Raw genomic sequence first — 20,828 nt, forward strand, 5'->3', positions numbered from 1 at the left:
GGGCAGAAGTAAATTGGATTTCGATACGCCGGTGAACCCCCAATTCCCACATCGGATGTGTCCGTAGTCCCCGCGCCAAGCCCTGCACGCGGCGCGGGGACCCGAAACTTTCCGATCGGGTTTCGCTACTTCACCGCAAGGGTGATGAGCGCGGCCACCACGCCGAGCGCGATCGCGCCGGCACCCCAGGCCAGACCCTGACGCTGCCACGGACGGCCCGCGTCGAGCGAGATCCGGCCCGGGCCCGCGAACGCGAAGGCGACCGCCACGAGGGCGTAGACCGCGGGCAGCTCCCATCTCGCGAAGCCGCCGCTCCAGGTGACGTTCACCGCATTGATCATGGTGCCCAGCACGATGGCCGCGGCCAGGGGTGTCAGCAGGCCCAGCGCCAGCAGCAGACCGCCGACCATCTCGCTCAGCCCGGCCAGGGTGGCGAAGAACTTGCCCGGGTCGTAGCCCATTTTCGCGAACGAGCCCGCAGTGGCGTCCAGGCCGTAGCCGTTGAACCAGCCGAACAGCTTCTGACTGCCGTGCACGGCCAGCAGGCCACCGACGCTGACCCGCACGATGGCGAGGCCGATGTCGATACCGGTCGGAGCCTTGGAGGTGGTGGCGTTCACGGTTGCGGTCATGACGGGTCCTCGTCTTTCGGTTCTCTACATTACTCCGGTCATATATCCGGACCGTGGTCCGCTTCGGAGGCTACAGCAGGTCCCCAACGAGAGCGGGCGCGAGGCTATTCCGCCTCGCGCCCGAAACCCGGCTCGCTCTAGAGCTCGCCTTCCCTACTCGGCCAGGAACCAGAAGTAGTAGAGGAACACCGCCATCAGCACCCACATGATCGGATGCACCTCGCGCGCACGCCGTTTCGCGATCATGACGATCGGATAGAACAGCAGCCCCATGGCGATGCCGTTGGCGATGGAGTAGGTCAGCGGCATGATGATCACGGTGATGAAGGCGGGCACCGCGAATTCGAGCTTGTTCCACTCGATCTCACCCAGGGCCCGGGCCATCAGCACGCCGACCACGATGAGCGCGGGCGCGGTCACCGCCGAGACGTCGGCGAACACCGCGAAGATCGGGAAGAAGAACAGCGCGATCAGGAACCAGCCCGCGGTGGCGACCGCGGTCAGGCCGGTGCGCCCGCCCGCCGAGACGCCCGCGGTGGATTCCACGTAGGCGGTGGTGCTCGAGGTGCCGATCACCGCGCCCGCGGCGGTGCCGACCGAGTCGGCGGCCAGCGCCTGCCCGGCGCGTTCCAGCTTGCCGTCCTTGCCCAGCAGCCCGGCCTGGTTGGCGACGCCGATCAGGGTGCCGGAGGCGTCGAAGAAGTCGACGAACAGCATGGTCAGCACGACCACCACCATCTGCCCGGTGAACGCGCCCGGCAGGTGGATGATGGCCTGGCCGAAGGTCTGATCCAGTCCGTGGGGCAGCGCCGCCACCGAATCCGGCAGCTTCACCAGGCCCGTCACCATGCCGACCACGGTGGTGGCGAGAATGCCGTACAGCACCGCGCCATGCCAGCCGAGCACCAGGAAGACGACCGTCGCGACCAGGCCGAACAGCGCCAGCAGCGTGGTGCCGTGGTGGAAGTTGCCCAGGTGCACGAAGGTGTTCGGATCGGAGGTGACGATCCCGGCGCTCTTGAGGCCGAGGAAGGCCACGAACATGCCGATGCCCGCGCCGACCGCGAGTTTCATCTGCATGGGAATGGCTTCGATGATCTTCTCGCGCACCTTGGTCACCGCGAGGATGAAGAAGATGACGCCGGACAGGAAGGTGCCCGACAGCGCCTCCTGCCACGGAATGCCCATGTGCAGCACGACGGTGTAGGCGAAGAAGGCGTTGAGGCCCATGCCCGGCGCGAGCGCGACCGGGTACTTGGCCCACAGACCCATGACCAGGGTGCCGAAGATGGCGGCGACCGCGGTCGCGGTGAACACGGCCTGGACCGGCATGCCCTTGTCGTGGAGATCGCCGCCGGGGCCGTCGCCGAGGATGCGCGGGTTGACCGCGAGCACGTAGGACATGGCCAGGAAGGTGACGGTGCCGGCCATCAGCTCGCGCTTGAGGGTGGAACCGTGTTCGCTGATGCCGAAGTACCGGTCGACGCGCCCCTTGGTGCGCGTGAGGACGTCGGTGGTCATAGGTGGGGATCTCCAGTCGGCCGGAGGACATAGGCTGGTGGCCACGCTAGTTGGTCGGACGGGTCGGTTCGCTCACCGCCCAGGCGAACTGTGGGCAATCCCACCTGCCAGAGCATTGGTTTCCACTGACGACCAGCGCAATTGATCCGCAAATAAACTGATTACCGGCCGGTAATTAGAGATCCTTGACCGCCATTGTCTGGGACGTTACAAATACGTAATCCGCCGGGGTTGATCAGGGGAACCGGCCAGGCAGAAGTTGTACGCCAGTGGTAACCGATGTCATCGACGCGGTCGCGGAGTTCGCGATCGACCGCCAATCGCTCTGGGACGTCCTGATCGACCCGCAGACCTACCCCCGGCTATTTCCCGGAATCGGCGCCTGCGAGCCCGTCGACACCGTCGATGCACACCCCGCGTGGAATTTGCGAGTAGGCGGCGCGGGCACCGAGATCCGGGTGGTGCGCATCCACATGCACATCACCCGCGCGGGCGAGGGTTTCGAACTGCATTACTCCGAACACGGCAGCTTCGCGACGATCCGGCTGCGCGGCGACGCCGGGCACACCCGGATCTACGTCACCTATTTCAAGGCCGCGCCCGTGCATCCGCTGCTCACCCAGCTCCCGAACGCGGCGGTGGTGGCCTGGACGCAGGCCGGGCTGAAACGGGTGGCCGAGCTGATCCAGGGCGCGCCGACGGCCCGCATCGTCAATGCCGAGGATTCCCGAATGAAGTTGCAGGCCGGGGTGGTCCGGCAGATGGTGAGCTCCGGCGTGGTGCGCACCTATCGCCCCGATGTGGGCCTGCGGCAGATCGGCGGCCTGGCCAAGTGGGGGTTCAGCCTGGGCGGCGGATACGCGGCGGCGGCCGCGCACTCCCCGCGCCGGGCGGCGGTGATCGACGACCGGTACTCGAGCACCTTCGACCAATTGCACGCGCGCAGTAGCGCACTCGCGGGCGCGTTCACCTCGCTCGGCTTCGGCCCGGGCACGTCGATCGGGCTGCTGTGCCGCAACCACACCGGCATGGTCGAGTGCATGGTCGCGGCGGGCAAGTCAGGCGCGGACGCGGTGCTGCTCAATACCGGTCTGCCCGCGCGGCAGATCGAGGAGATCGTGCAGCGGCACCGGCTGTCGGCGCTGTTCTCCGACACCGAGTTCGAGGATCTGGTGCGCCACGTGCCCGCCGACGTCCCCCGCTTCACCACCGACGACGCCCCGCCGGACGCGGGCCGCACCAGCATCGAGGACCTGATCGCCATGCGTCAGGATCCGCCGCGCAAGGCGCCGCGACCGGGCCGGCTGGTGGTGCTCACCTCCGGCACCAGCGGGACGCCCAAGGGTGCCCGGCGGCCGCACCCCAAGGGATTCGGGACGGTGGCCGCGCTGCTGTCGCGAATCCCGTTCGACACCAACGAGACCATGTTCATCCCGGCCCCGCTGTTCCACACCTGGGGGCTCGGGGCGCTGCAGATGTCGACGGCGATACGGGCGACGGTGCTGCTCGGCGATCATTTCGATGCCGAGGACACGCTGCGCCGGGTGGCCGAGCACAAGGTGACGGCCCTGGTGGTGGTGCCGATCATGGTGAATCGGATCCTGGATCTGCCCGAGGCGGTGCGCGCCCGCTACGACCTGTCGAGCCTGCGCATCGTCGCCAGTTGCGGTGCGCCGCTGGACGGTGCGACGGTGCTGCGCTTCCTCGACACCTTCGGCGAGATCCTCTACAACGTGTACGGCTCCACCGAGGTGTCGTGGGCGTCCATCGCCGACTCCGCGGATCTGCGGGTGTCCCCCACCACCGCGGGCCGTCCGCCGCTGGGCACGAGACTGGCCGTGCTGGGCCCGGATCGGCGGCCGGTGCCGGTGGGTGCGACGGGCCGCATCTTCGTCGGCAATCACATGCTCTTCGACGGCTACACCGACGCCACCCCGCCCGACGAGGCCGACGGCATGCTCGACACCGGCGATATCGGCTATCTCGACGCCTCCGGCAAGCTGTTCGTGGCCGGCCGCGACGACGAGATGATCATCTCCGGCGGCGAGAACGTCTTCCCGCGCGCGGTGGAGGAAGCGCTGTCGCATCTGCCGCAGGTGAGCGAGGTGGCGGTGGTGGGCGTGCCGGATCACGAATTCGGCCAGCGCCTGGCGGCTTTCGTGGTGCCGCGCCCCGGCTCCGGGCTGGACTCGGAGATGGTGCGCAATTACATCCGGCACCGGGTGAGCCGCTTCTCGGTGCCGCGCGACGTCACCTTCCTGGAGGCGTTGCCGCGCAATACGACCGGGAAGATTCTCAAGCGGACGCTGATCGCGCCCGCCTGAGCGCGACTACGGGCTCGGCGAGGCGATCAGGCCCAGTTCCGCGTCCGAGGCCAGCAGCGGATGGTGCGGCAGGATGCGGATGGTGTAGCCGACCGCACCGGAGATCGGCACCGGCGTCCGGATGGTGAAAACGTCCGCGCCGGAATCATTTCCGGCGTGGTGCATGGTGACGCTGTGGACGTCGGTGAGGTCGTCGCTGGGTGAGACCCGGCCCAGGACCGCCTGCACGCTGACGTCGGCGGGGGTCAGGCCGCCGAGGTCGATGCGGGCCCGCAGGTCCAGTTCCGCACCGATGACCGGGATGTCGGGCAGCCCGGCACTGTCCACCTGCAGGACTTTCACGGTGGGCCAGGCGGATTCGACGCGGCGGCGGTACACCGACAGGTCCTGCGCGCCCTTGAAGTCGTCGGCCGACACCGCGCCGAAGGCCGCGGCGGCGGGCGCGTAGTAGTCGACGGCGTAGTCGCGGACCATGCGCGAGGCCAGCACCTTCGGGCCCAGGGTTCGCAGGGTGTGGCGGACCATCTCCATCCAGCGCACCGGCAGGTCGTCGTGGTCGCGGTCGTAGAAGCGCGGCAGCACAGCGCGTTCCAGCAGTTCGTAGAGCGCCGACGCCTCCAGGTCGTCGCGGCGGTGCTCGTCGCGGACGCCGTCGGCGGTCGGGATGGACCAGCCGTTCTCGCCGTCGCACATCTCGTCCCACCAGCCGTCCTTGATGGACAGGTTGAGGCCGCCGTTGAGGGCGGACTTCATACCGGAGGTGCCGCACGCCTCGAGCGGGCGCAGCGGATTGTTGAGCCAGACATCGCAGCCCCAGTACAGGTAGCGGGCCATGGAGATGTCGTAGTCGGGCAGGAAGACGATGCGGTGCCGCACCGCCGGATCGTCGGCGAACCGGACGATCTGCTGGATCAGCGCCTTGCCGCCCTCGTCGGCGGGATGGGACTTGCCCGCCACCACCAGCTGCACCGGGCGTTCCGGGTCGAGCAGCAGGGCGCGCAGCCGGTCCGGGTCGCGCAGCATGAGGGTGAGCCGCTTGTAGGTGGGGACGCGGCGGGCGAAGCCGACGGTCAGCACGCGCGGGTCGAAAACCTCGTCGACCCAGCCGAGCTCGGCCGGGGCCGCGCCGCGGTCGAGCCAGGAGGCGCGCAACCGGCGGCGCACCTCGTCGACCAGGACACCGCGCAGGGCATTGCGGGTGGACCACAGTTCGTGCAGGTCCACGTCGCAGAGCCGTTCCCAGCCGCGGGCCTCCTCGACCAGTTCGTCGCCGATCAGCTCGCGGGCCTTGTCGATCCACTCGCGCGCGGCCCAGGTGGGGGCGTGCACGCCGTTGGTGATCGAGCCGATCGGCACCTCGGCGGCATCGAAGCCCGGCCACAGCGGCGCGAACATGGCGCGGCTGACCTCACCGTGCAGCTTCGACACGCCGTTGGCGCGCTGGGCGAGTCGCAGACCCAGGTGGGCCATGTTGAACACCGACGGATCGGCCTCGCGGCCCATGGCGAGGATGCGGTCCACCGAAACACCCGGCAGCACTGGGGATTCGCGTTCGCCGTGCGCGCCGCCGAAGTAGCGGCGCACCAGCGCGCTCGCGAAACGGTCGATGCCCGCGGGCACCGGGGTGTGGGTGGTGAAGACGGTGCCCGCCCGGACCGCGGTCAGCGCGGTGTCGAAATCCATTCCGGCGACCATGAATTCGCGGATGCGTTCGATGCCGAGGAAACCGGCGTGGCCCTCGTTCATGTGGAAGACGTCCGGATCGGGCAGGCCGTTGGCGCGGGTATAGGCGCGCACCGCGCGCACGCCGCCGATCCCGGCCAGGATCTCCTGTTTGATGCGGTGGTCCTGGTCACCGCCGTAGAGGCGGTCGGTGACGGCCCGCAGTTCCGGATCGTTCTCGGCGATGTCGGAGTCGAGCAGCAGCAGCGGGATCCGGCCGACCTGGGCGATCCACACCCGGGCACGCAGCACCCGGCCCTCCGGCATGGACACGTGGATGAGCACGGGCGCGCCGGAGTCCCCGTCGGTGAGCAGCCGCAGCGGCAGGCCCATCGGGTCCAGCGCCGGATAGTGCTCGGCCTGCCAGCCGTCGGCGGTCAGCGACTGCCGGAAATAGCCGGAGCGGTACAGCAATCCGACACCGATCAGCGGCAGCCCCAGATCGGAGGCGGCCTTGAGGTGATCGCCCGCCAGGATCCCCAGGCCACCGGAGTAGTTGGGCAGGACCTCGGTGACACCGAACTCCATCGAGAAGTAGGCGATCCCGCGCGGCCCGCTCTGCTGCGTCTGGAACCAGCGCGGCCGGGCCAGATAGTCGCGCAGGTCCTCGGCGGCGGCATCCACACGCCGCGTGTAGGCCTCGTCCACGGCCAGTTCGTCGAGCCGTTCGGCGGGCACCTCCCCCAGCATCCGCACCGGATCGTTCCCGACCTCGACCCATAGCCGGGGATCCAGCTCCGCGAACACGTCCTGCGTGGGCCCATGCCACGACCAGCGCAGATTGGTCGCCAACTCCGTCAGAGCAGCCAACCGCTCCGGCAAATGGGCACGAACGGTGAATCGACGCAATGCCTTCACCGTGCTTATTCTGCCCTCCGCTTCGCTCCGGGCGGGTTCGCGGCCCCGAAGTCTCGTTCTTCCCTCCTCCGCTTCGCTCCCCCGTTCCAAGCGCGGGGAGGCGGAGCGCAAGTCCAGAACGAGACGGCCGCGAACCTCAGGGGCGGGTCTGATGCTGGTCAGCGGCATCCCAGCGGGGGGCATCCGGTAAGCAACCGATAACGTGTTTCGAATGAGCGAGCAGCAGGTCGAGGAACTGGCCCCCGAAGAGCACCATGAGGGCGGGTTTCGGCCGATCCAGACCCTCGGCCGGGACGCCAGCCGGGGTGGGCCGCACTACGGGGAGTTCATCGAGCAGGTGCGCGGGCTGATGGACCGGGTCCGGCTCGCCTCCCCGACCGACGAGGTCGCCCTCGAGGCCATCGCCACGCTGAAGGAACTCAACGCCAAGCTCGACTCCGCGGTCGGCGACGAGTGGGACGCGCCCGCCTGGCACCGCAACGACCTGCCGGCGCGCGGCAATATCACCCTGCCGCCGTTCCTGATCGACGACGCGAGCGCCGAGGGCGTGCACGCGCGCATCACCTTCCGCACCTTCCACCTGGGCGGCAATGCGGCCGCGCACGGCGGCCACATCGCGCTGGGCTTCGACGACCTGCTCGGCATGACCGTGGCGTTGAACACGCGCGCGGTCACCCGCACCGCTTTCCTGCACGTCGACTACCGGTCCATCACGCCGCTGAACACCGAGCTGAGGGTGCACGGCTGGGTGGAGCGGCAGGAGGGCCGCAAGGTGTTCGTGCGCGCCACCCTGCACGACGGCGACCGGCTGTGTGCCGAGGCGCACGGCCTGTTCCTGCTCCTCAAGCCGGGCCAGCAGTAGTCGCTCCGGTAAGTTCGAAGGCGTGACCGGCCGCATCGCCATCGATGACACCGCCCCCGCGATCCCCGGCGGCCGGCCGTCGAAGGCCGTGGTGGGCGAGGTGGTCCCGGTCCGGGCCGTGGTCTGGCGCGAGGGACACGAGGCCGTGGCCGCGACCCTCGCGGTGCAGGGCCCGGGTTCGGCACGCACGCAACGTATTCGCATGAGCCCGGAATACGAGCCGGACGTGTTCAACGCGGTGTTCACCCCGAGTACGCCCGGCCGCTGGACCTTCCGCGTCGAGGGCTGGGGCGATCCCATCGCCACCTGGCGTTCCGGCGTCGAGGCCAAGCTGGCCGTCGGGCAGAGCGCCGTCGACCTGGCCAACGACCTGGAGCTCGGGGCGCGCCTGCTGGACCGGGCCGCGCTCGCGGTGCCGAAGCAGCAGTGGCAGATCCTGCGCGCCGCGGCCGCCGCCCTGCGCAGCGACGCCCAGCTGCCCGCGCGCGTGGCGCCCGCCTTCGGCGCCGAGGTCGGCGAGATCCTGCGGGCAACCCCGTTGCGGGAGTTGGTGACCCACGGGCCGCTGCACACCGTGCAGGTGGACCGGCAGCGGGCGCTGTACGGGTCCTGGTACGAATTCTTCCCGCGCTCCACCGGCGGCTGGGACGCCGCGGGCACGCCGGTGCACGGCACCTTCGCCACCGCCGCCAAGGATCTGCCGCGCATCGCCGCCATGGGGTTCGACGTGGTGTACCTGCCGCCGATCCACCCGATCGGCAAGGTGAACCGCAAGGGGCCCAATAATTCCCTGACCGCGGGCCCCGAGGATGTGGGCTCGCCGTGGGCCATCGGCTCCGACGAGGGCGGCCACGACGCCATCCACCCGCGGCTGGGCACCGAGGCCGACTTCGTCGACTTCGTCACGGCCGCCCGGGAACTGGGATTGGAGGTGGCGCTCGACCTGGCGTTGCAGTGCGCGCCCGATCACCCGTGGGTGACCGCGCATCCGGAATGGTTCATCACCCTGCCCGACGGCACCATCGCCTACGCGGAGAATCCGCCCAAGAAGTACCAGGACATCTACCCGCTCAACTTCGACGACGACCCCGACGGCCTCTACGCCGAGGTGCTGCGCGTGGTCCGGCACTGGATCGGACTGGGCGTCACCATCTTCCGGGTCGACAACCCGCACACCAAGCCCGCCGACTTCTGGGAATGGCTGATCGCCGCGGTGCACAAGAAGCACCCGGAGATCATCTTCCTGTCCGAGGCGTTCACCAGACCGGCCCGCATGTACGGGCTGGCGCGCCGCGGATTCACCCAGTCCTATACATATTTCACCTGGCGCACCCACAAGCACGAGCTCGAGGAGTTCGGGCGGGAACTCGCCGCCAAGGCCGACGAGGCGCGCGCCAACCTGTTCGTGAACACCCCCGACATCCTGCACGAGAGCCTGCAGCACGGCGGGCCCGGCATGTTCGCGATCCGGGCCGTGCTGGCCGCCACCCTCGGCGCGACCTGGGGCGTGTACTCCGGCTTCGAACTGTACGAGCACCAGGCGGCGCGGCCCGGCAGTGAGGAATATCTCGACTCCGAGAAATACCAGCTGCGCCCACGGCATTTCGCCGCCGCGGCCGCGCGCGGGGAATCCCTGGAACCGTGGCTGACCCGGCTCAACGAGATCCGGCGCGCGCACCCGGCGCTGCGGCAGGTGCGCTGCATCCACTTCCACCACGTGGACAACGACGCGATCCTGGCGTTCTCGAAAATGGATCCGACCACCGGTGACGCGGTGCTCGTCGTGGTGAACCTGAACCCGTTCGGGACCGAACACGGCATGGTGTCGCTGGACCTGCCCGCCATCGGCCGCGAATGGCACGACCGGCCGGTGGTGACCGACGAGATCACCGGCGAGGAATACCACTGGGGCCAGAGCAATTACGTGCGTCTGGACCCGCATCGCGCGGCCGCCCACATCCTCACCCTGCCGCCGGTCCCAGCCGCCGCGCGCACCGAACTCGCCTATCGCAGATCGTTCCGATGAACCGGCGTGACCTCCTGCTGCTGGCGGCGGGCACGCATCCCGATCCGCACACCGTGCTGGGGGCCCACCCGCATCCGGACGGCACGGTCATCCGGGTGCTGCGCCCGCACGCGGACGCGGTCGCGGCCCGCGTCGGCGAGGTGGATCATCCACTGACGCACCGGGATCACGGGGTGTTCGAGGCCGTGCTGCCGTTCCCGGAGCTGTGGGACTACCACATCGTCGCCTCCTATCCGGGCGGGCGCACCGTGGTCGAGGCCGACGGCTACCGCTTCCTGCCCACCCTCGGCGACGTCGACCTGCACCTGCTCGGGGAGGGCCGTCACGAGCGACTGTGGGAGGTGCTCGGCGCGCATCCCCAGTCCTATCCCTCCTTCGACGGCGAGGTGACGGGCACCGCGTTCGCGGTGTGGGCGCCCAACGCGCGCGGTGTCGCCGTGATCGGGGACTTCGACGGCTGGAGCGGAAACACCGCGCCCATGCGCAGACTCGGCGATTCGGGCGTGTGGGAGGTGTTCCTGCCCGGCATCGGGCCCGGGGCGCTCTACAAGTACCGGGTGCACGGGGCGGATGGGCGCGTGGTCGATCACGCCGACCCCATGGCCTTCGCCACCGAGGTGCCGCCCGCCACCGCCTCGGTGATCACGGCGAGCGAATTCACCTGGTGCGATGGGGAATGGCTGCGGGAACGCGCCCGCACCGACCCGCTGCGTGCGCCGATCAGCATCTACGAGGTGCACCTCGGCTCCTGGCGGCCGGGTCTCGACTATCGCGAGATCGCCGAGCAGCTCGCCGAATACGTTCTCGCCCAGGGCTTCACCCACGTGGAACTGCTACCCGTGGCCGAGCACCCCTTCGGCGGTTCGTGGGGTTATCAGGTCACGTCCTACTTCGCGCCGACCGCCCGCTTCGGCCGCCCCGACGACTTCCGTTTCCTCGTGGATCACCTGCACCGCAAGGGCATCGGCGTGCTCCTGGACTGGGTGCCCGCGCACTTCCCGCGCGACGAGTGGGCACTGGCCCGCTTCGACGGCACCGCCCTCTACGAGCACGCCGACCCGCGCCGCGGCGAGCAACTCGACTGGGGCACCTACGTTTTCAACTTCGGCCGCCACGAGGTCCGCAACTTCCTGGTCGCCAACGCGCTCTACTGGATCGAGGAATTCCACCTCGACGGCCTGCGTGTGGACGCCGTCGCCGCCATGCTCTACCTGGACTATTCGCGCCCGGACTGGGAACCGAACATCCACGGCGGGCGCGAGAACCTGGAGGCCGTCGCCTTCCTCCAGGAGATGAACGCCACCGTGCACAAGCATCATCCGGGCGTGCTGACCATCGCCGAGGAATCCACCACCTGGCCCGGCGTCACCCGCCCCACCGAGGTCGGCGGGCTCGGCTTCACCATGAAATGGAACATGGGCTGGATGCACGACACCCTCGGCTACCTGGCCCGCGATCCCGTGCACCGCAGCTGGCACCACAACGAGGTCACCTTCTCCCTCACCTACGCCTGGAGCGAGAACTACCTGCTGCCGATCAGCCACGACGAGGTCGTCTACGGCAAGGGCACGCTGTGGACCCGCATGCCCGGCGACGACTACGCCAAGGCGGGCGGGGTGCGGGCGCTGCTCGCCTACCTGTGGGCGCACCCGGGCAAGCAGTTGCTGTTCATGGGCCAGGACTTCGGCCAGTTCCGGGAATGGGACCACGACCGCGGACTGGACTGGCAGGAGCTGGAGAACCCGCTGCACCGCGGCATCCAGGCCCTGGTCGGCGACCTCAACCGGCTCTACGTCGCGAATCCGGCGCTGTGGAGTCAGGACACCTCGCCGGGCGGGTACGCCTGGATCGACGCCGACGACCGCGACAACAATGTGCTGTCGTTCCTGCGGTACGGGACCGACGGGTCGATCCTCGCCTGCGTGTACAACTTCTCCGGGCGGCAGCTCAGCGGCTACCGCATCGGATTGCCGGAGTGCGAACAGGTTTCGTGGTACGAGGTGCTCAATACCGACGCGGTCGCTTACGGCGGCAGCGGCGCGGGCGCCGGCGGGCCGATCCCGGCCGAACAGCAGCCGTGGCACGGCCGCCCGGTGTCGGCCGCCCTCACCCTGCCGCCGCACAGCGCGATCTGGCTCTCGACCACGCCACCTGCCACGCGCGACTGACGGTTCCCTATTCCGGCCGGCTCGGCGAGCGGCCCAGCACGGCCAGAATCCGATCCAGCCCCGACGCCTGCGCGCCGGGTACTTCCGGCGCGAACGACGCGCCCGGCCGCTCCCGCTCCGCACCTCGCGGGACCGCCTCGGCCACCGGCAGCGCCGCGCTCAGCAGATCGTCGTCGAACTCCACGGTCCGGCCGAGCGCCCGCGCGACATCCCACGAGTGCACGACGTAGTCGATGAAGTGGAAGCTGACCGCCAGTGTCCCCGGGATGACGATGCCGTCGCGGACCTCCGGCAGGGGGAACTGACGCTCCAACACGCCCGGCTCGGCGAACGTGGCCAGCACGTGCTCGGCTGCCGCGCGGTATTCGCCGACCGGGTCCGCGCCCAGCGGCTGCGGTTTCCACAGCCCGAGATCGCTCTCCCCGCGAGCCGCCGCGGCGAACCCGTGGTGCTGAACGATCATGTGCTCCAGCAGCTCTCGCAGGGCCCAGCCCTCGCACGGGGTGGACGCGTCCAGGTCGCCCGAGGTCACCCACGACACCACGTCGATGCTCGTCCGCACCGCGCGGGCGTCCAGCGCGAGCAGTTCGGTTCCCGAGGCCAACAATTCTTCGTACGCGCGTATCATACGCACAAGCTTACTAATTTCGACCGATCTAGACCAGGAACAATCCGGCCAATTCCACACCAACAGGTCCGCTTCGGGCGCACCCTGGACGGACAGTCGGATCAAGCCCGGGAGGGCCCCGTGGACGAGCGCACCAAGATCACACTGGACGAATCCGAGATCCCGCGGCGTTGGTACAACGTCATCCCGGACCTGCCCGAACCCCCGCCGCCACCACTGCACCCCGGCACCGGGCAGCCCGTCGGCCCCGAGGACCTCGCCCCGCTGTTCCCCATGGAACTGATCCGGCAGGAAGTCAGCGACGACCGCTACCTCGACATCCCGGACGAGGTCATCGACGTGTACCGGCTCTGGCGGCCGACACCGCTGTTCCGGGCACACCGACTCGAGAAAGCGCTCGGCACCCCGGCGCGCATCTATTACAAATACGAGGGCGTCTCCCCCGCGGGCTCACACAAGCCGAACACCGCTGTGCCGCAGGCCTTCTACAACGCCGCCGAAGGCACCCGCCGCCTGACCACCGAGACCGGCGCCGGCCAGTGGGGCAGCGCGCTGTCGTTCGCGTGCGCGCAGTACGGCATCGACTGCGAAGTGTGGATGGTCCGCGCCTCCTACGACCAGAAGCCGCACCGGCGCACCCTCATGCGGACCTGGGGCGCCACCGTGCACGCCAGCCCCTCCCCGGTCACCGCGGCGGGCGCGAAAATCCTTGCCGACCACCCGGATTCGCCAGGCAGCCTGGGCATCGCCATCAGCGAGGCGGTCGAGGTGGCCGGGGGCGACCCGTTCACCCGCTACGCGCTGGGCAGCGTGCTCAACCACGTGCTCCTGCATCAGACCGTCATCGGCGAGGAGGCGCTGAAGCAGTTCGCCGCGGCGGGCGAGCGCGCCCCCGACGTGATCATCGGCTGCACCGGCGGCGGCTCCAACTTCGCGGGCCTGTTCCTGCCGTTCCTGCGCGAAAAGCTCGCGGGCCGAGGGAATCCCGTCATCCGCGCCGTCGAACCGGCCGCCTGCCCGTCGTTCACCCGCGGCATCTACGCCTACGACTTCGGCGACACCGCCGGCTTCACGCCGCTGATGAAGATGCACACCCTGGGCCACGACTTCATCCCCGATCCCGTACACGCGGGCGGCCTGCGCTACCACGGCATGTCGCCGCTGCTCTCGCACATGTACGAGCTCGGGCTGTTCGAGGCGGTGTCCAAGCAGCAGCGCGAATGCTTCGCCGCCGCGGTCGCTTTCGCCAAGACCGAGGGCATCCTGCCCGCCCCCGAACCCTCGCACGCGCTCGCGGCGGTCATCGAGGAAGCCAACCGCTGCACCGCCTCCGGGGAGAAGAAGGTCCTGCTCACGGCGCTGTGCGGGCACGGCCACTTCGACATGACCGCCTACGAACGCTATCTGGCGGGCGACATCCCCGATTTCGAACTACCCCAGCCCCGGATCGACGCGGCGCTCGCCGGACTCCCCAAGCTCTGAAAAAGAACAGGGAGCTCCCAGCGCGGGATTCTGTCCGAATCCCCGCGCTGGGAGCTCCCTGATCTCGGAATCAGTACAGGGCCGCGGCCAACTTGCGGCGGGCGGCCACGACCAGCGGCTCGGCCGGGTCGAAGAGCTCGAACAGCTCCAGCAGGTGGGTGCGGACCCGGGTGCGGTCGTCCCCGGCGGTGCGCTTGACCTGGGCGATCAGCCGATCGAACGCGGCGTCGGGCTGCTGATTGAACATCTCGAGGTCGGCCGCGGCGATGGCGGCGTCCAGATCCGCCGGGTCGGCGTCGGCCTTGGCCACCGCGGCCGGGTCGAGATCCTGCACGCGGGAGATGAACTGGACCTGCCGCAGCGCGGCCTTGGCCTCGGCATTGTTCGGCTCGGCGGTCAGGATGTCCTGGTAGGCGGCGATGGCGTTGTCGAATTCGCCGCGCTCCAAAGCCTCTTCGGCCGCGACGAAACGGGGATCCTCGGGAATTTCGGGCTCGGCGGCGTCACCCTCGCCGACACCGGGGAGCTTGCCGCGCACGGCGTCCACCACGGCGGCCAGCCACTGCGTCACCTGCTCCTCGGGCTGATTGCCGGTGAAGTCGGCGAGCGGCTGGCCCGCGGCCACCGCGACCACGGTCGGAATGCCCTGCACACCGAAGGCCTGCGCGATGCGCATATTGGCCTCGGCCTCGACGGTGGCCAGATCCCAGTCGCCGCCGCTGCGGCCGGCCAGCTGCTCGAGCAGCTTCACCAGCTCGATGCTGCCCGGGCTGCGCTGCGAGTACAGCGCCACCACCACCGGGACCTGGGTCGAGCGCCGCAGCACTCGATCCTCGAAATTGGCCTCGGTGACGGCGTGGTCACCCGGGACCTCCCCCGCGGGGGCGGCCGGCTGCTTGAGAGCGGACAGGTCCACAGCGCCCGACATGGCGGCGGCTGCGGCGGCGGAAGGACGGCGTGCGGGTCGAGTCACGCCATCCAGTTTGTCACGAAGCGACGGCGGCGGGCGCCGGGGCTCCGCTCAGTTCACCCAGTTGACCCGTCTTGATCGCCCACCGCTCGAAGAGCACGGAGGTGAACGGCACCACCGAGGACGCCAGCGCGAGAAGCGTGGTCTTGCCCGGCCATTCGAACTCACGCGAGGCCAGCAGGCAGTTGATCGCGTACGCCAGGAACACGACGCCGTGCAGCATGCCGAACACCATCACCGGCCACTTGATCGGCTGATCGGCGATGCCCAGCGCGTCGGCGCGCTTCAGGGCCGAGCCGATGAACAGCAGCACCCAGGACGGCACCTCGAGCAGGCCGAAGAAACGCACACGCTTCGCGACCGTGGACAGGTCGAACAGATCACCCATGCCCCCATTCTGCCCGACTGGCTACGACGCCCCGTAGTGGAGCTGGTCACACGCTTTCAGCGTGAGAGGAGGATTTTCGGGGGGCTGGGCCCCCGAACCCCCAGTTCTTGCAGGACCCGAACCTCAGTTCCTCGAGGCCCCGAACCCCAGTTCCTGAAGGCCCCAAACCCCAGTTCACGAACAGGCCCCGGCTCATCGTGAGCCGGGGCCTGTTCGGTGCAGCTGTCCGCGCGGAGCGCGCTTACTTCACGCGGATGATCAGGGCGTCACCCTGGCCGCCACCGCCGCACAGGGCGGCCGCGCCGACACCGCCGCCGCGGCGCTTCAGCTCGTTGGCCAGGTGCAGCACGATGCGGGCGCCGGACATGCCCAGCGGGTGGCCGATGGAGATGGCGCCGCCATTGACGTTCACCCTCTCCGGATCGATGCCCAGCTTGCGGGTGGACGCGATGCCGACCGCGGCGAAGGCCTCGTTGATCTCGACCAGGTCCAGTTCGGCGGGCGAAATGCCTTCCTTGGCACAGGCTTTCGCGATGGCGTTGGCGGGCTGGTCCTGCAGGGTGGAGTCGGGACCGGCGACGACGCCGGCCGCGCCGATCTCGGCGATCCAGCTCAGGCCCAGCGCCTCGGCCTTGGCCTTCGACATGACGATCACGGCGGCCGCGCCGTCGGAGATCTGGGAGGCGGAACCGGCGGTGATGCTGCCGTCCTTGCGGAAGGCCGGGCGCAGCTTGCCCAGCGACTCCGCGGTGGTGTCGGCGCGGATGCCCTCGTCCTCGGCGAACACGATCGGGTCGCCCTTGCGCTGCGGGATGGAGACCGGCGCGACCTCGTCGGCGAACAGGCCGTTCTTCCAGGCCGCGGCCGCCTTCTGGTGCGAGGCGGCGGCGAAGGCGTCCTGCTCCTCGCGGCTGATCTTGTCGGTGTCGTTGCGCTGCTCGGTCAGCGCGCCCATGGCCTGGTCGGTGAAGATGTCGTACAGGCCGTCGTAGGCCATGCTGTCGCGCAGGTTCACATCGCCGTACTTGAAGCCCTCGCGGCTCTTCTCGAGCAGGTGCGGGGCGTTGGTCATGGACTCCTGGCCGCCGGCCACCACGATCTCGTACTCACCGGCGCGAATCAGCTGATCCGCCATGGCGATTGCGTTGATGCCGGACAGGCACACCTTGTTGATGGTCAGCGCCGGGACGTCCATCGGGATCCCCGCGGCGACCGCGGCCTGCCGGGCCGGGATCTGGCCCGCGCCGGCGGTGAGCACCTGGCCCATGATCACGTAGTCGACCTGCTCGGGCGCTACCCCGCCCTTCTCCAGCGCCGCCTTGATGGCGATGCCGCCCAGGTCGGAGCCACTGAAATCCTTCAGCGACCCGAGCAGGCGACCCACCGGGGTGCGCGCACCGGACACGATCACGGAGGTAGTCGTCACGTGGGGCCTCACTTACTGTGTGTCGTCACGGCTCCGCCAACCATCGGAGCCGTACTCCACGGTAACTCCAGGCACTTCGGCGGGGGTATGCGGGTGCGCGCTACCGTCACTGCTGTGAGCACTACCGAGAACACCGCATTCATCCCGTCGGAATACGTCGTGGCCGTCGATCACGTGGGAATCGCCGTGCCGGACCTGGATTCCGCGGTCGCCTGGTACCGCGACAATCTGGGCATGGTGGAGACCCACCGCGAGATCAACGAGTCGCAGGGCGTCCACGAGGCCATGCTGTCGGTCCCCGGCACGCCCGAGGGCTCGGTCGCTCTCCAGTTGCTGGCTCCGCTCAACGAGGAGTCCACCATCGCCAAGTTCATCGACCGAAACGGTCCTGGCCTGCAGCAGCTCGCCTACCGCGTCACCGATGTCGAGGCGGTTTCCGCGCAACTGCGTGAACGGGGCTTGCGTTTGCTGTACGCAGAGCCGCGCGGGGGAACCGCTGGTTCCCGCATCAATTTCATCCACCCCAAGGATGCTGGCGGTGTGCTGGTCGAACTCGTCGAACCGGCCGCGAAAACTACTCACTAGTACCGTGTTCCGCCCTCCTAAAGAGGGCGTAACAACATTCGCGGTCGGCTCACCATCCGCGACGGTCAGGCTGTAGTTTGTGGGGCATGTCGTCCACTGAGCCCGATCGCAATCGCTTCGTCGCGCTGCCCTTTACCGTTGTGCGGAAGGGTTATGACCGTGACGAGGTGCGTAACTACTTCGACCGTTTCGATGCCGAGCTGAGGGTCACCGCCACCGACCGCGATGCCGCCGCCGCCCAGGCCCGCAACCTGGCCGCACAGCTCGAGGATGCCCGGGACGAGATCGACGAGCTCCGTAAGGAAGTCGACCGGCTGTCCGTGCCGCCGACGACCGCCGAAGGCATGTCCGATCGCATCTCCCGCATGCTGCGCCTGGCCTCCGACGAGGCCTCCGAGGTCCGCGCCCAGGCTCAGGCCGAGGCCGCCGAGATGATCTCGATCGCCGAGCAGCAGGCCACCGAAATGCGTGGGAAGTACGAATCGCTCCTCTCCGAGACCAAGGAGAAGCGCGAAGCTCTCGAAATCGAATTCGAGCAGACTCTCGCCAACGCCCGCTCCGAGTCCGCCAAGATCGTCGAGGCGGCCAACGCCGAGGCCGATCGCCTCACCAAGGAGTCCGACGCCAAGCGCAAGGCGACGCAGCAGGACTTCGAGGTCACCATGGCGGAGCGGCGCACCAAGCTGACCCGCGCCATGGAGGAGCTCGAGGCCACCTCCCGCGCCGAGGCCGCCCAGCGCATCAAGGACGCCACCGACGAGGCCAACCGCCTCATCACCTCGGCGACCAACACCGCCGATCGGAAGATCGCGCACGCCAAGGAACTCGCCGAGGAAATGCGTGTCCTCCGCGGCCGCGTCCTGGCCCAGCTGCTCGGCATCCGCGGCCAGCTCGACTCGGTCCCGGCCATGCTCGCCGCCGTCAACCGCGAAAGCGAACTCCTCGACGGCGCACCGGAACAGCGTTCCCTCGCCAAGGGCGGCCGCAAGGCCATCTCCGAGGCGCAGGACGACGACGAAATCGTCGACGAGCGCGAAAACGCCGACATCTCCGGCTAATTCCACCATCCCGGGCGACAACCCGTTCCGTACCAAGGCCGCCTCCCTACCGGGAGGCGGCCTTCCTTATGCGCCCCATGGCGATCGGGAACCGATCCGCCGAGTTGTGCTGTGCCGCAACGGTGTGACGCATGCCGACAGTCATCGCGGCTCCAAGGGGCCGAGGGAGGCTCAACACCGATTTCCAGGGCGTCAGGACTCGGGGGGTGGTCAGGACCAGCGGCGGGTGATGGTGCGGGTGTTGCGGCCCTTCCAGCAGCCCGTGTGCCAGTGCCGGCGGTCGTCCTCGCCGTCGTGTGCGGCCCAGGCCACGATGTGCGGGGTGCCGGGCGGGATCACCTGATCGCAGCCGGGGCAGCGGTAGGGCTTGGTGGCGCGGGTACCGGGGACGGTCCGGACGATGAAGGTCTCGTCGGTGCCGGGACCGGATTCGGTGCGGCCGAAGACGTCGCCCAGGGGGCGCGGATCCTGGCGGGATCGCGCCGAGTCCTGGGGGCGGGGCTTACGGCGGGGCATGGGTCAGAAAAGACGGAATTCGCTGGAGTCGGTGCCGCGCAGGGCGTCGTAATCCAGCGTGAGGCAACGGATGCCGCGATCGGCGGCCAGGGTCTTCGCCTGCGGCTTGATCTGCTGGGCCGCGAACACGCCCGCCACGGGGGCCAGCAGGGGGTCGCGATTGAGCAGCTCGAGGTAGCGGGTCAGCTGTTCCACACCGTCGATCTCGCCGCGGCGCTTGATCTCCACCGCCACCGTGGCGCCGTCCGCGTCCCGGCACAGGATGTCGACCGGTCCGATGGCCGTCATGTACTCGCGGCGGATCAAGGTGTAACCGGGGCCGAGGGTTTCGATGTGCTCGGCCAGCAGCTCCTGCAGGTGCGCCTCGACGCCGTCCTTCACCAGACCCGGGTCCACACCCAGCTCGTGCTTGGAATCCAGCTCGATGTCCTCGACCGTGATCCGGAGTTCCTCACCGGCCTTGTTGGCCACCACCCACAGTTGGGTTGTCTCGGAATCGGTTTCCCGCTCCTCCAGCCAGCACGGCGGGCTCATCCAGTTGAGCGGCTTGTAGGAACCACCGTCGGAATGGACCAGCACCGAACCGTCGGCCTTCATCATCAGCAGACGACGAGCCATGGGCAGATGGGCGGTCAGACGGCCAACGTAATCGACCTGGCAACGAGCAATCACAAGGCGCACCGGTCGAGTCTAGTGACCGGGCGGCGGCCGCGGTGACGCGGCCTCGACCCAGGCGGCGTCGGATTCAGCCCAGCAGCATCAGGCAGGCGAACAGCGACCCGCCCGCCAGCAACAGGTACTCCGGAACGTTCAACGGCCGCACCGCACCGCCCTGCCGGCGAATCGTCAACCGCCCGATTCCCAGCCCCAGGCACAGCGCCAGGAAGTGACCGACATTGGTGAAGGTGTGCCACAACACCACCCCGCCCAGCGCGAACGACAGCCAGGTACCCGCCCACACCCACCGGCGATGCGGCGGCAGCACGGCCACCAGGGCGCCCACGACGGTCATCGAGCCATAACTGACGCCCACGTCCTGGGCCATGGCGATGCTGCCGGGGATCAGCTGCGACTGCACAGCTACCCACAGGCCCAGCGCGACCAGGACGGTCGCACCGATATGGCCGACGAAGAAAGTATGCACAAGCCTCACAGCCCCCAGCCTGCGCTCCGCCAACGCCAGCAGGCAGGCCAGCATGGGGACGATGAAGAAGACCGTGGCCGCACCCTCACCGACCAGGAAGGCGCTGGAGAACAACGTGCCGAAGCGGCCGTTGGTGAGGTTGTGCAGGTTGGTGCTGGCGTGCAGCAGGATTCGCGTCTCACGGGGAGCGCTCACCATGGTCAGGGCGACAGCCACCGCCATCAGCACACCCACGTAGCTGTAGGTGGCGGGGAGCCAGAGGGCCGACCACCGGAAGCGGCGGGCGGTGACGGGCCGCTGAGACGCGGGCGCGAGGACCATGCTGTCGATCATTGTCTTTCTCATCCAGCCGGGACTGGTTTTCGGCTGGGAACTCTCTGTGGGTACATACCCGGGATACCCGGGAAACACCAGAATACGCAGAAGGCCCCCAGCAGATTGCTGGGGGCCTTCGCGAAGGATGTTCCGGCGGTGTCCTACTCTCCCACACCCTGTCGAGTGCAGTACCATCGGCGCAG

The 20,828-nt window shown here is 68.9% G+C and carries 17 protein-coding genes; 7 read left to right on the top strand and 10 right to left on the bottom strand.

All coding sequences use genetic code 11. From position 1 onward, the window contains the following. Positions 1–125: 125 nt before the first annotated feature. Together ABZ412_RS34950 and ABZ412_RS34955 are read right to left on the bottom strand one after the other, a co-directional pair. Positions 126–632, bottom strand: coding sequence for a DoxX family protein (locus ABZ412_RS34950; protein WP_357289309.1), 507 nt, complete (start codon positions 630–632; stop codon positions 126–128). 153 nt (positions 633–785) lie between these two features. Continuing rightward, on the bottom strand, positions 786–2,153 hold the full coding sequence (locus tag ABZ412_RS34955; protein WP_357289312.1) for an NCS2 family permease: 1,368 nt from the start codon (positions 2,151–2,153) through the stop codon (positions 786–788). 269 nt (positions 2,154–2,422) lie between these two features. Here ABZ412_RS34955 and ABZ412_RS34960 point away from each other — a divergent pair, with 269 nt between their 5' ends. Next, positions 2,423–4,477, top strand: coding sequence for an AMP-binding protein (locus ABZ412_RS34960; protein ID WP_357289315.1), 2,055 nt, complete (start codon positions 2,423–2,425; stop codon positions 4,475–4,477). Between the two features lie 6 nt (positions 4,478–4,483). Here ABZ412_RS34960 and glgP read toward each other — a convergent pair whose 3' ends face one another. Next, positions 4,484–7,057 carry an alpha-glucan family phosphorylase gene (gene glgP, locus ABZ412_RS34965; protein WP_357289318.1) on the bottom strand — a complete coding sequence of 858 codons (2,574 nt, stop codon included), beginning with the start codon at positions 7,055–7,057 and terminating at the stop codon, positions 4,484–4,486. Between the two features lie 211 nt (positions 7,058–7,268). Between glgP and ABZ412_RS34970 the strand changes: the two genes are divergently transcribed. From ABZ412_RS34970 to glgB, 3 genes are read left to right on the top strand one after another with little or no spacing between them, the layout of a single operon-like run. Next, the gene (locus ABZ412_RS34970; protein ID WP_357289321.1) at positions 7,269–7,919 is read left to right on the top strand and encodes a PaaI family thioesterase; all 651 of its coding nucleotides are present in this window, start codon (positions 7,269–7,271) and stop codon (positions 7,917–7,919) included. Positions 7,920–7,941: 22 nt separating this feature from the next. Then, positions 7,942–9,945, top strand: a complete 2,004-nt coding sequence (locus ABZ412_RS34975) for an alpha-1,4-glucan--maltose-1-phosphate maltosyltransferase (protein ID WP_357289324.1) — start codon at positions 7,942–7,944, stop codon at positions 9,943–9,945. Beyond that, positions 9,942–12,113, top strand: a complete 2,172-nt coding sequence (gene glgB / locus ABZ412_RS34980; RefSeq protein ID WP_357289327.1) for a 1,4-alpha-glucan branching protein GlgB — start codon at positions 9,942–9,944, stop codon at positions 12,111–12,113. Before ABZ412_RS34975 ends, glgB begins: the two co-directional genes overlap by 4 nt. 7 nt (positions 12,114–12,120) lie before the next feature. On the opposite strand, the gene ABZ412_RS34985 is transcribed toward glgB, so the two are convergent. Next, a complete protein-coding gene (locus ABZ412_RS34985; RefSeq protein ID WP_357289330.1) occupies positions 12,121–12,741 on the bottom strand; it encodes a TIGR03086 family metal-binding protein in 621 nt (206 codons plus the stop codon). 120 nt (positions 12,742–12,861) lie between these two features. Here ABZ412_RS34985 and ABZ412_RS34990 point away from each other — a divergent pair, with 120 nt between their 5' ends. Continuing rightward, complete coding sequence (locus ABZ412_RS34990) at positions 12,862–14,223, top strand: TrpB-like pyridoxal phosphate-dependent enzyme (RefSeq protein WP_357289333.1); 1,362 nt, start codon at positions 12,862–12,864, stop codon at positions 14,221–14,223. A gap of 70 nt (positions 14,224–14,293) precedes the next feature. On the opposite strand, the gene ABZ412_RS34995 is transcribed toward ABZ412_RS34990, so the two are convergent. The 3 genes from ABZ412_RS34995 to ABZ412_RS35005 form a co-directional block, all read right to left on the bottom strand. Further along, positions 14,294–15,151, bottom strand: a complete 858-nt coding sequence (locus ABZ412_RS34995) for a tetratricopeptide repeat protein (RefSeq protein WP_357289357.1) — start codon at positions 15,149–15,151, stop codon at positions 14,294–14,296. A gap of 58 nt (positions 15,152–15,209) precedes the next feature. Continuing rightward, positions 15,210–15,581, bottom strand: a complete 372-nt coding sequence (locus ABZ412_RS35000) for a DUF3817 domain-containing protein (protein WP_357289336.1) — start codon at positions 15,579–15,581, stop codon at positions 15,210–15,212. Between the two features lie 241 nt (positions 15,582–15,822). Further along, the gene (locus ABZ412_RS35005; RefSeq protein ID WP_357289339.1) at positions 15,823–17,007 is read right to left on the bottom strand and encodes an acetyl-CoA C-acetyltransferase; all 1,185 of its coding nucleotides are present in this window, start codon (positions 17,005–17,007) and stop codon (positions 15,823–15,825) included. An 87-nt stretch (positions 17,008–17,094) separates the two neighbouring features. Here ABZ412_RS35005 and mce point away from each other — a divergent pair, with 87 nt between their 5' ends. Beyond that, complete coding sequence (gene mce, locus ABZ412_RS35010) at positions 17,095–17,592, top strand: methylmalonyl-CoA epimerase (protein WP_357289341.1); 498 nt, start codon at positions 17,095–17,097, stop codon at positions 17,590–17,592. 86 nt (positions 17,593–17,678) lie between these two features. After that, positions 17,679–18,650 (top strand): hypothetical protein, encoded by a 972-nt coding sequence (locus ABZ412_RS35015; RefSeq protein WP_357289344.1) that lies wholly within the window; start codon positions 17,679–17,681, stop codon positions 18,648–18,650. 210 nt (positions 18,651–18,860) lie between these two features. Here the strand turns inward: ABZ412_RS35015 and ABZ412_RS35020 are convergent, their stop codons facing one another. The 3 genes from ABZ412_RS35020 to ABZ412_RS35030 all read right to left on the bottom strand — a co-directional run bounded on the left by ABZ412_RS35020 (position 18,861) and on the right by ABZ412_RS35030 (position 20,643). Continuing rightward, on the bottom strand, positions 18,861–19,166 hold the full coding sequence (locus ABZ412_RS35020) for an ATP/GTP-binding protein (protein ID WP_357289346.1): 306 nt from the start codon (positions 19,164–19,166) through the stop codon (positions 18,861–18,863). A 3-nt stretch (positions 19,167–19,169) separates the two neighbouring features. After that, on the bottom strand, positions 19,170–19,847 hold the full coding sequence (gene nucS, locus ABZ412_RS35025) for an endonuclease NucS (RefSeq protein WP_357289348.1): 678 nt from the start codon (positions 19,845–19,847) through the stop codon (positions 19,170–19,172). A 64-nt stretch (positions 19,848–19,911) separates the two neighbouring features. Then, positions 19,912–20,643, bottom strand: a complete 732-nt coding sequence (locus ABZ412_RS35030) for a rhomboid-like protein (RefSeq protein ID WP_357289351.1) — start codon at positions 20,641–20,643, stop codon at positions 19,912–19,914. Positions 20,644–20,828: the final 185 nt, after the last annotated feature.

Origin of the sequence: Nocardia sp. NPDC005746 (genome assembly GCF_040630785.1) — a bacterium.
GTDB lineage: Bacteria > Actinomycetota > Actinomycetes > Mycobacteriales > Mycobacteriaceae > Nocardia.

Coding starts and splice junctions, on each gene's coding strand:
- ABZ412_RS35020 (WP_357289346.1), bottom strand. CDS start 19,166: ATGCCCCGCCGTAAGCCCCGCCCCCAGGACTCGGCGCGATCCCGCCAG.
- mce (WP_357289341.1), top strand. CDS start 17,095: ATGCGGGTGCGCGCTACCGTCACTGCTGTGAGCACTACCGAGAACACC.
- ABZ412_RS34950 (WP_357289309.1), bottom strand. CDS start 632: ATGACCGCAACCGTGAACGCCACCACCTCCAAGGCTCCGACCGGTATC.
- ABZ412_RS34995 (WP_357289357.1), bottom strand. CDS start 15,151: ATGTCGGGCGCTGTGGACCTGTCCGCTCTCAAGCAGCCGGCCGCCCCC.
- ABZ412_RS35030 (WP_357289351.1), bottom strand. CDS start 20,643: ATGATCGACAGCATGGTCCTCGCGCCCGCGTCTCAGCGGCCCGTCACC.
- ABZ412_RS35000 (WP_357289336.1), bottom strand. CDS start 15,581: ATGGGTGATCTGTTCGACCTGTCCACGGTCGCGAAGCGTGTGCGTTTC.
- ABZ412_RS35015 (WP_357289344.1), top strand. CDS start 17,679: ATGTCGTCCACTGAGCCCGATCGCAATCGCTTCGTCGCGCTGCCCTTT.
- glgB (WP_357289327.1), top strand. CDS start 9,942: ATGAACCGGCGTGACCTCCTGCTGCTGGCGGCGGGCACGCATCCCGAT.
- ABZ412_RS34970 (WP_357289321.1), top strand. CDS start 7,269: ATGAGCGAGCAGCAGGTCGAGGAACTGGCCCCCGAAGAGCACCATGAG.
- ABZ412_RS34955 (WP_357289312.1), bottom strand. CDS start 2,153: ATGACCACCGACGTCCTCACGCGCACCAAGGGGCGCGTCGACCGGTAC.
- ABZ412_RS34985 (WP_357289330.1), bottom strand. CDS start 12,741: ATGATACGCGCGTACGAAGAATTGTTGGCCTCGGGAACCGAACTGCTC.